This is a genomic window from Streptomyces sp. NPDC006372 (assembly GCF_040612515.1).
Classification (GTDB): Bacteria; Actinomycetota; Actinomycetes; order Streptomycetales; family Streptomycetaceae; genus Streptomyces.
The window spans coordinates 125405-139242 of record NZ_JBEXQJ010000009.1 but is presented as its reverse complement, the minus strand read 5'-3'; the positions used below and the strand labels follow the sequence as shown (position 1 = coordinate 139242).

The following is a 13838-nucleotide window of genomic DNA, read 5'->3' as shown; positions in this document are numbered from 1 at the left end:
ATGGAGCCACCATGCCGAGGTTCGCAGCGAACCTGTCCATGATGTACGCCGAGCACGACTTCCCCGACCGCTTCGCCGCGGCCTCGGCGGACGGCTTCACCGCCGTCGAGTACCTCTTCCCCTATGCCTACGACAGCGGGGAGTTGCGCCACCGGCTCGACGACCACGGCCTCAGGCAGGTGCTGTTCAACGCGCCTCCCGGGGCGTGGGAGTCCGGAGAGCGCGGGATCGCGGCGCTCCCCGGCCGCGAGGCGGAGCTACGCTCCGGCGTCGCCCGCGCCCTCGACTACGCCGCCGCGCTCGACTGCCCGCGGTTGCACGTGATGGCCGGTCTCGTGCCACCGGACGCGACCGCCGAGGAACGGGACGCGCACCGCGGCACCTACCTGGCCAACCTGGAGTGGGCCGCGGAGCGAGCCGCCGCGGTGGCCGTCGACGTCCTCATCGAGCCGATCAACGGCCGTGACATGCCGGGCTACTTCCTGTCCGGGCAGTCGGAGGCCCACGCGGTGGTCCGGGACGTCGGCGCCCCGAACCTCAAGGTGCAACTCGACCTCTACCACTGCCAGATCGTCGAAGGCGACCTCACGATGACGCTGCGCCGCGACCTGCCGACCGGCCGGGTCGGTCATCTGCAGATCGCCGGCGTGCCGGACCGCCACGAGCCCGACAGCGGCGAACTCGACGTCCGGCACCTGTTCGGCGTCATCGACGACCTGGACTTCGACGGGTGGATCGGCTGCGAGTACATCCCCCGGGCCGGCACGAGCGAGGGCCTCGGCTGGCTGAACGACTACCGAGGAGACCACGCATGAGGATCGTCATCACGGGTGGCTTCGGCTTCCTGGGACGCGAGATCACCGACACCCTGCTCAGGACGCGCACGCATCGTGGCGTGCCGATCGACCGCCTTGTGCTCACCGACCGGTACGTGCCGGCCGGGGCGGCGGAGACGGCCGATCCCCTCGTGGAGATCGTGCGGGGTGACCTGACCGAGTGCCTCGACGAGGTGTTCGCGGAGCCGGTGGACGTACTGATCCACCTCGCCGCCGCCGTCTCGGCCGAGTGCGAGGCCGACTTCGACCTCGGTATGAGCGCCAATCTGGACACCACCCGCGCCCTCCTCGAGGCCGCCCGGGCGCAGTCGGCCGCCGGCGGGCCGGTGCCGCGCCTGGTCTTCTCCAGCAGCGTGGCGGTCTACGGTTCCGACCCGGCTCTCCCCCTCCCTCCGGTGGTCGGCGAGTCGACCCTGCCCACTCCCCGGTCGAGCTACGGGATCCAGAAGTTCGTCTGCGAGCAGCTGGTCGCGGACTACACGCGCAAGGGCTTCGTCGACGGGCGCGTCGCCCGGCTGATGACCGTGTCCGTGCGGCCCGGCAAGCCGAACGCGGCCGCCTCCGGCTTCCTGTCCGGCATCATCCGCGAGCCGCTCGCGGGCCTCCCCGCGATCTGTCCCGTACGCCCCGGCCTGCGGGTGGCACTGGCGTCGCCACGGCGCACGGTCGAGGGGATCCTCCGCATCGCGGAAGCCGAGCGCGGCACCGGGAAGGGCCGGCTCGACGGCGGGCTGCCGGTCAACCTCCCGGCGCTCACGGTCTCGGTCGCCGAGATGCTGGCCACACTGCGACGCGTGGCAGGCGACGCCGTGGCCGATCTGGTGACCGTCGCGCCCGATCACGCTGTCGAGGCCGTCGTGGGGTCGTGGCCCTCGGTCTTCGACAACACGCGTGCCGCGGCGCTCGGGCTGGAGCCCGACCCGAGCTTCGCATCGGTGGTCCGGGGCTACCTGGCCGACCATCCCGACGCGATCCTGGTCGGCACATCGCCGGCAGCGGAACGACGAGACCCGGACCTATAGACTGAAAACCATGTTTTCTAAGGTGAGCGGTCCCGTCCGGCTCGCAGATCAGGTCGCCGCGACGCTCTCGGAGGAGATCGAGTCGGGGCGGCTGGCCGAGGGCGACCGACTGCCGACAGAGGTGGAGCTGGTCAGGCAGCTGGGCGTCAGCCGTACGGTCGTGCGCGAGGCCCTGTCGCGGCTCCGCAACGCGGGTCTGATCGAACCGCGTCAGGGCATCGGCGTGTTCGTGCTGCCACGGCGCGCCCGCCCGCTCGACCTCGAGGCCGCCGACACCAGGGCGAAGGTGGTGCAGATCGCGGAGCTGCGCCGTGCCATCGAGGGCGAGGCGGCCCATCTCGCGGCCACCCGGGCCACGGCAGGCGACCTGGCGCGGATGCGTGAGGCCCTGGACGCGATCGACTCGGCGGTGGCGGCCGGCGGCGACGGAGTGGACGAGGACCTCGCCTTCCACCGGTCCATCGCCGAGTCGACCGGGAACACGGTGATGGTCTCGACGCTGCGGTACCTGGGCGAGGTGCTGCGCAGCGGCATCCGCGTCACGCGGGCGAACGAGGCACGCCGGAACGACTTCATCGAAGCGGTCCGGGAAGAGCACCACGCCATCCTGGCCGCCATCGAAGCGCGCGACGCCGATGCGGCGCGCGCGGCCGCACGCCGCCACATGAACCATGCCGCCGCCCGCCTCCAGGACGCGGACGACGGATTCTGGACCGAGGCCGAGGACCTCGAGGTGGATCTCGACGCGGCCCCCTGAAGGCGTTCGCGATCAGCCGGGCGGGATGCCGGTGTGCTTCTCCAGGGCCCGGAGAAGCCGAGCCTGGAATTGTGCGTCCTGCGCGGCGGGGTGCGGTGTCTGTGTCCGCCGGTGGTACCAGTAGCCACCGGTGCTCGGGGTCACGTCGGGGTGCGTGGCGAGCCACGCCTGTGTCTCGTGTCCCGCGATCAGGTCGTCCGGTGCGCCGCGGCCGCCCATGCGGGTGGGGACCCAGCCGGGGTCGACCGCATGGCTGGAGGTGCCTTCCCAGCGGGACGCGAAGGCGAGCGCGAGGGCGGTGACCCACAGCTTGCTGTCGTCGTAGGAGGCAGTGCCGTCGGTGAGCCGTCCCAGGTCGGTGGAGCCGGTGCGGTGCATGGAGCTGCTCAGGTGGACGAGCCTGGCCGGTTTCTCCATCAGGGCGGTCAGCACGTAGGGCGCGACGGTGTTGACGGTGGCGTCCTCCGGACGGTTCATGACGCCGGCGTTGTGGATGACGGCGTCGAAGCGGCCGAACTCGACGGCCTGCCCGGCGACATCGCGGATCGCGTCCAGATCGGCGAGGTCGCCGGTGACGACGCCTTTCCACCGGGCGGTGTCGTCCGTGCCGGTGAGCCGGGCCCGGTTGCGGACGTGCACGACCACGTCGTGGCCGTCGTCGGCCAGCGCCTTCGCCGTGTTGTGCCCGAGCCCACTGGCCGCTCCGGTCACAAGAATCAGTGCCATGCCGGTCTCCTACCCGCGTCACAAGGATCTCCACGTCCTCGTCGGCGAACTGACCACCCGGTCGTCGGAGACCGCACCCTCACCGTTCCGCCAGGCCCGCACCGGTGCCGATGCGGTCCTGGACCCAGTCGTGGAACTTGCCGATGTGGTGCTCGCTGGGCACCAGGACGCCGCCCTTGGCGTACAGGCGGGAACTCATCGCCGGCTGGCAGCGCTCACAGGCGTCGAAGTCCTGCCGGTTGACGCGGTCGAACAGTTCCACCGACCGGCTGACGTCCCGGCCGCTCTCCACCACGCCCTTGAGGTACAGCCAGTCGCATTCCACGATCGTCCGGTCGACCCCCACCGGGAACATCCGGTGGAAGATCACATGGTCCGGGACGAGGTTGATGAACACCTGCGGGCGCACCGTGATCGCGTAGTACCGGCGGTCCTGTTCCTCGGCGACCGTGGGGATGCGGTCCAGGCCCTCGGAGCCGTCGACGGTGAAGCCCTGGACCTCGGAGCCGAACTCGGCGCCGTGCCCCACGTAGTACTGCGCCGCGTAGCCGTCGGCGAACTCCGGCAGCACCTCGGTCAGTTCCGGATGGATGGTCGCGCAGTGGTAGCACTCCATGAAATTCTCGATGATCAGCTTCCAGTTGGCCTTGACGTCGTAGACGATCCGCCGTCCGACCTCCAGGCTCTCGACGTCGTACCGCTCGATGGACTCCACGTCGCCGAGACGGGCCACCACGTCCGCGATCACCGACTCCTCGAACGAGGGCGGGTTCTCGGCCAGGCACACCCACACGTAGCCCAGCCACTCGCGTACGGCCACGCTCGCCAGGCCGTACTCGGTGCGGCCGATGTCCGGCATCTTGGTGAGGTTGGGGGCCGCGACGAGTTTGCCGTTGAGGTCGTAGGTCCAGGCGTGGTACGGGCACTGGAAGGCCCGCTTCACCTCGCCGGACTCCTGCGTGCACAGCTTGGCGCCCCGATGCCGGCACACGTTGAAGAAAGCCCGGACGGAGCCGTCCCGCGAACGGGTCAGCAGGACGCTCTCCCGCCCGACGTCCACGGTCCGGAACGCACCCGGCTTCGCCAGTTCCGACGAGCGTGCCGCGCAGAACCACATGGATTCGAAGATGTGCTCCTGCTCCAGGCGGAAGATCTCCGGGTCCGTGTAGTGGTCACCGGGGAGGGTCGCGATCAGGCTCTCCGGCAGGCCGGTCGTAGTCATGGTTCACCTCGAAGTGAAGCGCCCCGGTCGGGCGACATGGTTGCCTCATGCGCAACGAGCTGCTTGCTACGCAACTCACAGTGCAGTCCGCCCGAACCACTGTCAAGCCCTTGACCGCAGACCGCCGCAACCAGGAGCATGTTGCGTATCAGTCCCACTGTTGCGTAATGCGCACTTCCCTCAGGGAGGGCTCAGTGTCTCCTGGACCCACAACCGGCCGCGAGTTCGTCCTCACCCTGTCGTGTCCCGACCGCTCGGGCCTCGTCCACGCCGTCACCGGCTTCCTGGTCCGGCACTCCGGGAACATCCAGGAGAGCCAGCAGTTCGACGACCGGCTGCAGGACCGCTTCTTCATGCGGGTCCACTTCGACGTCTCGGACCCGGGAACCTCGCTCGATGACCTGAAGTCCGGCTTCGCCCCGGTGGCGGAGGCCTACCGGATCTCCTGGCAGCTGTACGACGCGTCGACCCCGACGCGCACCCTGATCATGGTGTCGAAGTTCGGGCACTGCCTCAACGACCTGCTCTTCCGCCGGAGCACCGGCTCGCTGAACATCGAGGTGCCGGCGATCGTCTCCAACCACCGGGACTTCGAGCCGCTGGCCGACAGCTACGGGATCCCGTTCCACCATGTGCCGGTGACACGCGAGACGAAGCCCGAGGCGGAGGCGCGGCTGCTCCAGCTCGTCGACGAGCTGGACATCGACCTCGTGGTCCTCGCCCGCTACATGCAGATCCTGTCGAACGACCTGTGCAAGCAGCTCGAAGGCCGGGCGATCAACATCCATCACTCGTTCCTGCCGAGCTTCAAGGGCGCCCGGCCCTATGTCCAGGCGCACGAGCGCGGCGTGAAGCTCGTCGGGGCGACGGCCCACTACGTCACCCCGGACCTCGACGAGGGGCCCATCATCGAGCAGGACGTGATCCGGGTGAACCACGCCCAACGCCCCGAGAGCCTGGTCGCCCTGGGGCGCGACGTCGAGGCGCAGGTCCTGGCGCGGGCGGTGGAATGGCACAGCCAGAGCCGCGTCATGGTCAACGGCAACCGTACGGTCGTCTTCCGCTGAGGAAAATGACCTCCAGCCCCTCACGTGTGTTGACTGTTTCGCCTAGAGTTTCGCCATGAGCAACTACGGTGCCGACTCCGCAGGCGCTCCCAGTGGCGGGGTGCAGTCCGTTGACCGTGCTGTCGCCGTGCTGGAGATCCTCGCCCAGCACGGCGAGGCGGGCGTGAGTGAAGTGGCCGCGGCGATCGACGTCCACAAGTCCACCGCCTTCCGGCTGCTCGGCGCGCTGGAAGCGCACGGGATGGTCGAGCAGGAGAGCGACCGCGGGAAGTACCGCCTCGGCTTCGGGGTCGTACGCCTGGCCGGCGCCGTGACGGGCCGTATCGCCGTCACCAGGCACGGCCGGGGAATTTGCGAGCGTCTCGTCGACGACGTGGGCGAGACGATGAACATCGCCGTGCTCGAGTCCCACCACGCGATCAACCTCTACCAGGTGCGCAGTACGTCGGCCATCGCCGCACAGAACTGGGTGGGACGGCAGACGCCGCTGCACTGCACCTCCAGTGGCAAGGTCCTCCTGGCCCACCTCGACCGCACCCTCCGCGACGAGCTCCTCGCCGAGGCGGGTCTGCCCCGTCTGACACCGCGCACGGTGACCTCCAGGAAGAAGCTGGAGGCGGACCTGACCCAGGCCCGTGAGCAGGGCTATGCCATCACGATGGAGGAGTACGAGGAGGGCCTCAACGCCCTGTCGGCTCCCGTGCGTTCGGAGGACGGCGAGATCGTGGCCGCCCTCAGCGCGTCGGGGCCGGCCTTCCGGCTGACCGAGGAGCGGATGCGCGAACTCGCCTCGGTGGTGGTGGCGGGAGCGGACGAGCTCAGCCGCCGTCTCGGCTACGCGGGCTGAGGCTCCGGAGGCCCGGCTCGGTCTCCGGCGAGGACAGGACCCCGACGGAAGGCGGCGGTCGGTGATCCGAACCCGGGATCACCGACCGCCGTTTCCGTGGTGCCGGCGTCAGCCCGTCCACTCCACGGCCGCGTCCAGCAGCCAGTCCGTCAGATAGGCGGCGAACGACGAACGGACCAGGACCCAGAACCCGGCCCGGGGGTCGTCACGGGCGACGAGGACGACCTGGGTGCGGCCCAGGGTCGTCTGAGCGCAGCGGCCGGGGCCGAAGACCCGTGGGTGCAGATCCAGGGAGCAGCCGTGGGCCAGCAGGTCGTGGGCCCGTGGGCCCGCCACGAGGAGCGTGGTGCGCTGGGCCGAGACGTCGATGACGGACACGGGCTCGTCACCCGCGGCCTCGCGGATCCGGCTCTCCAGTTCCCGCTGCCCGCCGGGCGGACCCACCAGGAGCCACTCGTCGGGGCCGAGCCACAGCGCGGTCAGCTCCCCGGCGCGGACGACGGTGCCGGGTTCGACGGGCAGTTGGAGACCCAGCGCCGGCCCCACGGCGTCCGCCGCCGCTCCCTTGGGGTCGAGGCGCACGTTCACCTGGGTCAGGAAGGGGAGTTCCGCCAGCCGGACCGCGCCCCCGGAGGTGCGGGTCGCGACGGCCAGCCGGTCGACGGTGTGCGCCAGCGGGCTGCGGAGCGGGGCGGTCACGGTGTCAGCCATCGCGGCGGGCTCCCTCGGGGTCGTAGAGGACGGGACTCGCGACGGTCACCGGGACCAGCCGGTCACCCACGGGTGCGTGGAGTCGCTCACCGATGCGGTCCCGGCCGCCCTTGACCAGCGCGAGCGCGAAGGTCCGGCCGAGGGCCGCGCTGCGGTAGCTGGACGTGACGTGACCGAGCATCGGGACGGGCGGCGCGGGCAGCACACCGTCGGCGACCAGGTGTGTGCCCTCGGGGAGGAACGCACCCGGGTCCTCCGGGAGCAGCCCGACCAGATGCTTGCGGTCGGGGCGGGCGGTGTCGGCGCGGGCGTGGGACCGCTTGCCGATGAAGTCCCGTTTCTTCTTCGACACCACCCAGTTCATGCCGAGGTCCTGCGGTGTCACGGTGCCGTCGGTGTCCTGCCCTACGATCGGATAGCCCTTCTCCGCGCGCAGGACGTGCATCGTCTCCGTGCCGTACGGGGTGATGCCGTACGGGGCGCCCGCCTCGTACAGCGCCTCCCACAGGGTGCGGGCCTCCCACGGCGACACGTTGATCTCGTAGGCGAGTTCACCGGAGAAGCTGATCCGGCAGACCCGCGCGTCGATGCCGGCGACGGTGGTGTCCCGCCACGCCATGAACGGGAAGTCGTCGCCCGCCACGGCCAGTCGGGGCGCGAGCGAGCCGAGCACCTCGCGGGACTTCGGACCGACCAGGGCGACCGTGGCCCACTGCTCGGTCACGGAGGTGCAGTGGACGCGCAGTTCGGGCCACTCCGTCTGGAGCCACTCCTCCATCCAGTCCAGCACGGCGGCGGCGTTGCCGGTGGTGGTGGTGACCAGGAAGCGGTCCCGGTCGAGGCGGATGACGGTGCCGTCGTCGAAGACCATCCCGTCCGGGCGGCACATCACGCCGTAGCGGATCATGCCGACCTTCAGGGTGCTCATCATGTTGGTGTAGAGCCGGTCGAGGAAGACGCCGGCGTCCGGGCCCTGGACGTCGATCTTGCCGAGGGTGGAGGCGTCCATGAAGGCGACGCCCTCACGGGCGGCGGCGCACTCGCGCAGGACGGCCGCTTCCATGTCCTCGCCGTCCTGCGGGTAGTACCAGGGGCGCTTCCACTGGCCGACGTTCTCGAAGAGTGCGCCGTGGGCGACGTGCCATGTGTGGAGGGCCGTCGTACGGACCGGGTCGCTCAGCGCGCCGCGGTCGCGGCCCGCGAGGGCGGCGAAGGAGACCGGCGTGTACGGCGGGCGGAACGTGGTCGTGCCGAGCGCCGAGACGTCCACGCCGAGCAGTTCGGCGACGGTGCCACTGGCCAGGACACCCGAGGTCTTGCCCTGGTCGTTGGCGGTGCCGGCCGTGGTGTAGCGCTTGGTGTGCTCGACCGACCGCATACCGGCGCCGGTCGCGCGGGCCAGGTCGTCGACGGTGACGTCGCGTTGGAGGTCGACGAAACGCGGGGCGCCTTCCCGGCCGGGGACGGTGAAGACCTGCATGGGCGGTGTCCGCGGGTGCACGGGCACACGGGGCAGTCGCGGAGCCTCGGCGGTGTAGCCCTCGGTCTCGATCGCGCGTGCGCCGGCGGTGGCCCCCTGGGCGAGGACCCGCGCCAGGTCGAAGACGCCGCTCGCGGCCCCCGCGACCTCGACGGCCTGCCGGGAGACGTCGGGGACGAAGGTGCCGAGCTCCTCGTCGTGGCGGAGTGTGCCGCCCGCCTGGCTGAACAGGTGCGCCACCGGGTTCCAGCCGCCGGAGACCAGCAGCAGGTCGGCTGCGAACTCACGTCGGCCTGTCGTCTCCCCGTACGGGGAGACGGTGACGGCGGTGAGACGGGGAGCGCCGTCCGTGGCGGTGACGGCGTGGCCCGTCAGCACCTCGACACCGGCCCGCCGGGCACGCTCCGCCCACTCCCCCGGTTCGGGGCGGGTGTCGACGATCGCCGTGATGCCGACGCCCGCGGCGGCGAGGTCCAGCGCCGCCGCGTAGGCGCTGTCGTTGGTGGTGAGTACGACGGCGTGGCGGCCGGGCAGGGCACCGTACCTGTTGACGTAGGCGCGGGCCGAGGCGGCCAGCATCACCCCGGGGCGGTCGTTGTCCGCGAAGGCCAGCGAGCGTTCGTGGGCGCCGGTGGCGAGGACGACACGGCGGGCTCGGATGCGGTGGACCCGTTCGCGGGAGACGTGGTCGGGGGCCGCTGCTCCGAGGTGGTTGGTGCGGCGTTCGACGGCCAGGAGGTGGTTGTCGTCGTAGTAGCCGAACACGGTGGTGCGGCGCAGGATGCGTACGTCGGGGCCGGCGTCCAGCCGGTTGCCCACCTCGCTCACCCAGTCGAGCAGTTCACCCGTGCCGAGGAGGCTGCCACCGAGTTCGGGCTGGTCGTCGGCGAGGATCACACGGGCGCCGCTCCGCGCCGCCGCGGCTGCCGCGGCGAGGCCGGCCGGGCCCGCGCCCACCACCAGGAGGTCGCAGTGGGTGTGCACGGCGTCGTAGCGGGCCGGGTCCGGTGCGGTGGCGAGGCGGCCCTGGCCGGGGAGGCCGGTCGCGACGAGACCGTCGTAGAGCTCGACGGTGGTGGCGGGGAGCATTGGCTCGGGAAACGGTTCCTCGATCTGGACGACCGCGTTGGGTTCCTCGACACCGGCAGAGAAGATGCCGCGGGGGCGGCCCAGTTTGATGCTGGTGCCGGTCTGGATGACGCCGTTGGCGAGCAGGGCGGAGGCGAGGGTGTCGCCCTCGCAGCCCTGGTACTCGGTGCCGTCGAAGGTGAAGGTGAGGGGGGTGTCGCGGTGGATTCGGCCCCGGGTGGGGTGGCGGAACGGCTGGGTTGTCTCGCCCCCGCTGGGGGCTGCGCCCCCAGACCCCCCTTCGGCCTGAACGGCCTCGTCCTCAAACGCCGGGCGGGCTGGAATGACTGGACGCGGCTGCAGAGTGACGGGACGCGGCTCAACCGTCTCCGGGCGCTCCTCCCCCGCCCGGTACACCGTCAGGATCTCGTTCGTCGACGTGTCCCGCACGGCGTTGAACCAGCGGCGGCAGCCCGCCGTGTGGCTCCAGCGCTCGGCGAAGGGGCCCCTCGGGTTGTCGCGGAAGAAGAGGTAGCGGGCCCACTCCTCGTCGGTGAGGGACGCCGGGTCCTCCGGGTACGGCACGTGGGCCTGTCCGCCGTAGTGGAACTCGGCCTCGTCGCGAGGTCCGCACCACGGGCAGGGGATCAGCAGCATGGATCGGCTCCCAAAGCTTCCAGTGGTCCTAGTGGGCCACCGCGGCCGCGCCGTGCTCGTCGACGAGCGCGCCGGTGGTGAAACGGTCGAGCGAGAAGGGGGCGTTCAGCGGATGCGGTGTGTCGTGGGCGATGGTGTGGGCGTAGACCCAGCCGACGCCCGGGGTGGCCTTGAAACCGCCGGTGCCCCAGCCGCAGTTGAGGTAGAGGTTGTCGACGGGGCTGAGGCCGATGATCGGTGACGCGTCGGGGCTGACGTCGACGATGCCGCCCCAGGTGCGCAGGACATGGGCGCGGGCGAAGACCGGGAAGAGTTCCAGGGCCGCCGCCATCTGCTCCTCGATGATGTGGAAGGCGCCGCGCTGGGTGTAGGAGTTGTAGGCGTCGATGCCCGCGCCCATCACCAGCTCGCCCTTGTGGGCCTGGCTGACGTACACGTGGACGGCGTTGGACATGACGACCGTCGGGTGGACCGGCTCCAGCAGCTCCGACACCAGCGCCTGCAGGGGGTGGCTCTGGACGGGGAGGTCGACGCCCGCCATGGCGGCCAGGACCGAGGTGTGGCCCGCCGAGCAGAGCGCGACCTTGCCCGCCGCGATCGGCCCCCGGGTGGTCTGGACTCCGACCACCCGGTTGCCGACCACGTCGAGGCCGGTGACCTCGCAGTTCTGGATGATGTCGATGCCGGCGGCGTCGGCGGAGCGGGCCAGGCCCCACGCCACGTGGTCGTGTTTGGCGATGCCGGCGCGCGGCTGGTAGGTGGCCCCGAGGACGGGATAGCGCACGTCCGGGGAGGTGTTGACGATCGGGCAGACGTCCTTGACGCCGTCCGCGTCGAGCCACTCGGCGTCCACGCCGTTGAGCCGGTTGGCCTCGACGCGGCGCACGCTGTCGCGGACGTCCTGGAGGCTGTGGGCGAGGTTCAGCACGCCGCGCTGGGAGAAGAGGATCGGGTAGTCGAGCTCGTCCGCCAGGCCTTCCCACAGCTTGAGGGCGTGCTCGTAGATGCCGGCGCTCTCGTCCCAGAGGTAGTTGGAGCGGATGATCGTGGTGTTGCGGGCCATGTTGCCGCCCGCCAGCCAGCCCTTCTCCAGCACGGCGACATCGGTGATGCCGTGGTTCTTCGCCAGGTAGTGGGCGGTGGCCAGGCCGTGGCCTCCGCCGCCCACGACGACGACGTCGTAGGAGCGCTTCGGCTCGGGGTTGCGCCAGAGCCAGTCGGGGTGTTCGGGGAGCTCGGCGCCGGGGGTGCGGGGGCTCATCGGGCGTCTCCGTTGTCGGACAGGTGGGGGTAGAGCGGGTGTTTGGCGGCCAGGGCCTCGGTGCGGGAGCGCAGGGCGGTCACGTCGGGTTCCGGCTGGAGGGCGAGGGCGATCACGTCCGCCACCTCGGCGAAGTCCGCCTCGGTGAAGCCGCGGGTGGCCAGGGCCGGGGTGCCGATGCGCAGGCCCGAGGTGACCATGGGCGGGCGGGGGTCGAAGGGCACGGCGTTGCGGTTGACGGTGATGCCGATCTCGTGGAGCAGGTCCTCGGCCTGGCGGCCGTCGAGTTCCGAGTCGCGCAGGTCGACCAGGACCAGGTGGACGTCCGTGCCGCCGGTGAGCACCTTCACCCCGGCCGCCGCCGCGTCCGCCCGGGTGAGGCGTTCGGCGAGGATGCGGGAGCCGGCGAGGGTGCGAGCCTGGCGTTCGGCGAACTCCGATGACGCGGCGACCTTGAAGGACACCGCCTTCGCGGCGATGACATGCTCCAGCGGGCCGCCCTGCATGCCGGGGAACACCGCCGAGTTGATCTTCTTGGCGAGGTCGGCCTCGTTGGTGAGGATGACACCGCCGCGGGGGCCGCCGAGCGTCTTGTGCGTCGTCGTGGTCGTGACGTGGGCGTGCGGTACGGGGCTGGGGTGCAGGCCCGCCGCCACCAGTCCGGCGAAGTGCGCCATGTCCACCATCAGCAGGGCGCCCACCTCGTCGGCGATCCTGCGGAAGGCCGCGAAGTCCAGCTGCCTCGGGTACGCCGACCAGCCCGCGATGATCATCTTGGGGCGGTGTTCCTTGGCGAGGCGCTCGACCTCGTCCATGTCGACGAGGTGGTCCGCCTCGGACACGTGGTACGGCACGACGCCCAGCATCTTGCCGCTGTAGTTGATGCGCATGCCGTGCGTGAGGTGCCCACCGTGCGCGAGGTCGAGGCCGAGGACGGTGTCGCCGGGCTGGAGCAGGGCGAAGAAGACGGCGGTGTTCGCCTGGGCGCCGGAGTGCGGCTGCACGTTGGCGAAGCCCGCGCCGAAGAGGGACTTGATCCGCTCGATGGCCAGCCGCTCGGTGACGTCGACGTGTTCGCAGCCGCCGTAGTAGCGGCGGCCCGGGTAGCCCTCGGCGTATTTGTTGGTCGCGACCGAGCCCTGGGCCTCCATCACGGCGGTGGGCGCGAAGTTCTCGGAGGCGATCATCTCCAGGGTGGACTGCTGGCGGTGCAGTTCGGCGCGGAGCGCGGCGTGGACCTCGGGGTCCAGCTCCGCCAGGGGGGTGTTCAGCGCGTTCATACGGCGTTCGCGTTCCTCTCGGCGGCCTCGACGACATTGGCGAGCAGCATGGCCCGGGTCATGGGACCCACGCCCCCGGGCATCGGCGCCAGCCATCCGGCGACCGCGGCGGCGTCCGGATGGATGTCACCGACCAGCCCCTGGTCGGTGCGGGTGATGCCGACGTCCAGGACGGCCGCGCCGGGGCGCAGCATGTCCTTGGTGATCAGCCCGGGCGAGCCGGCGGCCGCGACGACGATGTCCGCCTCGCGTACGTGCCAGGCCAGGCCCTTGGTCCCGGTGTGGCAGAGGGTGACGGTGGCGTTCTCGGACCTGCGGGTGAGCAGGAGCCCGATGGGTCGCCCGACCGTGATGCCCCGGCCGATCACGCACACCCGCGCTCCGGCGAGCGGCACGTCGTGGCGCCGGAGCAGTTCGATGATGCCGCGCGGCGTGCACGGCAGCGGAGCCTCGACACCGAGGACGAGCCGGCCGAGGTTGACGGGGTGCAGTCCGTCGGCGTCCTTGGCCGGGTCCATGCGCTCCAGTACGGCGTTGGCGTCCAGATGGCGGGGCAGCGGGAGCTGGACGATGTAGCCGGTGCAGTCGGGGTCGGCATTGAGCTCGTCGATCGTCGCCTCGACCTGCTGCTGCGAGGCGTCGGCGGGCAGCTCCCGCCGGATGGAAGCGATACCCACCTGGGCACAGTCACGGTGCTTGCCACCGACGTAGGCATGACTGCCGGGGTCGTCACCGACGAGGACGGTACCGAGCCCCGGCGCCCGGCCCGTGGTCGCAGTCAACTTGGCAACGCGCTCGGCAAGCTCACTGCGGATCGCGGCGGCAGTGGCCTTGCCGTCAAGGAGTTGTGCAGTCACCTGGAGGGTTCCTTCCAAGGAGGCTTGGTGGGACGCGGCTCAGGGGC

12 protein-coding genes are annotated in these 13838 nt (G+C 71.0%); 5 read left to right on the top strand and 7 right to left on the bottom strand.

The window, feature by feature from the left end; genetic code table 11:
- Positions 1–11: 11 nt before the first annotated feature.
- From otnI to ABZ016_RS17045, 3 genes are read left to right on the top strand one after another with little or no spacing between them, the layout of a single operon-like run.
- Positions 12–815 carry a 2-oxo-tetronate isomerase gene (otnI, locus tag ABZ016_RS17055; protein WP_356917414.1) on the top strand — a complete coding sequence of 268 codons (804 nt, stop codon included), beginning with the start codon at positions 12–14 and terminating at the stop codon, positions 813–815.
- Positions 812–1858 carry a D-erythronate dehydrogenase gene (denD, locus tag ABZ016_RS17050; RefSeq protein WP_356917413.1) on the top strand — a complete coding sequence of 349 codons (1047 nt, stop codon included), beginning with the start codon at positions 812–814 and terminating at the stop codon, positions 1856–1858. Before otnI ends, denD begins: the two co-directional genes overlap by 4 nt.
- A 10-nt stretch (positions 1859–1868) precedes the next feature.
- Entirely contained in the window at positions 1869–2615 is a 747-nt protein-coding gene (locus tag ABZ016_RS17045; RefSeq protein ID WP_356917412.1) for a FadR/GntR family transcriptional regulator, read from the top strand.
- Between the two features lie 12 nt (positions 2616–2627).
- Here ABZ016_RS17045 and ABZ016_RS17040 read toward each other — a convergent pair whose 3' ends face one another.
- Together ABZ016_RS17040 and ABZ016_RS17035 are read right to left on the bottom strand one after the other, a co-directional pair.
- Entirely contained in the window at positions 2628–3341 is a 714-nt protein-coding gene (locus ABZ016_RS17040) for an SDR family oxidoreductase (RefSeq protein ID WP_356917411.1), read from the bottom strand.
- 79 nt (positions 3342–3420) lie between these two features.
- Positions 3421–4563: an aromatic ring-hydroxylating dioxygenase subunit alpha gene (locus tag ABZ016_RS17035; RefSeq protein ID WP_356917410.1), complete on the bottom strand. Its 1143-nt coding sequence runs from the start codon at positions 4561–4563 to the stop codon at positions 3421–3423.
- A 194-nt stretch (positions 4564–4757) separates the two neighbouring features.
- On the opposite strand from ABZ016_RS17035, the gene purU reads away from it, so the two are divergent.
- Positions 4758–5630: a formyltetrahydrofolate deformylase gene (gene purU, locus ABZ016_RS17030; RefSeq protein WP_356917409.1), complete on the top strand. Its 873-nt coding sequence runs from the start codon at positions 4758–4760 to the stop codon at positions 5628–5630.
- 55 nt (positions 5631–5685) lie between these two features.
- Positions 5686–6477: an IclR family transcriptional regulator gene (locus ABZ016_RS17025; RefSeq protein ID WP_356917408.1), complete on the top strand. Its 792-nt coding sequence runs from the start codon at positions 5686–5688 to the stop codon at positions 6475–6477.
- A 108-nt stretch (positions 6478–6585) separates the two neighbouring features.
- Here ABZ016_RS17025 and ABZ016_RS17020 read toward each other — a convergent pair whose 3' ends face one another.
- The 5 genes from ABZ016_RS17020 to ABZ016_RS17000 are packed head-to-tail and all read right to left on the bottom strand — an operon-like array spanning position 6586 to position 13791.
- Positions 6586–7188 (bottom strand): sarcosine oxidase subunit gamma family protein, encoded by a 603-nt coding sequence (locus tag ABZ016_RS17020; protein ID WP_356917407.1) that lies wholly within the window; start codon positions 7186–7188, stop codon positions 6586–6588.
- A complete protein-coding gene (locus tag ABZ016_RS17015) occupies positions 7181–10393 on the bottom strand; it encodes a sarcosine oxidase subunit delta family protein (RefSeq protein ID WP_356917406.1) in 3213 nt (1070 codons plus the stop codon). Before ABZ016_RS17015 ends, ABZ016_RS17020 begins: the two co-directional genes overlap by 8 nt.
- 28 nt (positions 10394–10421) lie before the next feature.
- Complete coding sequence (locus ABZ016_RS17010) at positions 10422–11654, bottom strand: sarcosine oxidase subunit beta family protein (protein ID WP_356917405.1); 1233 nt, start codon at positions 11652–11654, stop codon at positions 10422–10424.
- Positions 11651–12934: a serine hydroxymethyltransferase gene (gene glyA / locus ABZ016_RS17005; protein WP_356917404.1), complete on the bottom strand. Its 1284-nt coding sequence runs from the start codon at positions 12932–12934 to the stop codon at positions 11651–11653. The genes ABZ016_RS17010 and glyA overlap by 4 nt, the downstream gene beginning before the upstream one ends.
- Entirely contained in the window at positions 12931–13791 is an 861-nt protein-coding gene (locus ABZ016_RS17000) for a bifunctional methylenetetrahydrofolate dehydrogenase/methenyltetrahydrofolate cyclohydrolase (RefSeq protein WP_356917403.1), read from the bottom strand. The genes glyA and ABZ016_RS17000 overlap by 4 nt, the downstream gene beginning before the upstream one ends.
- Positions 13792–13838: the final 47 nt, after the last annotated feature.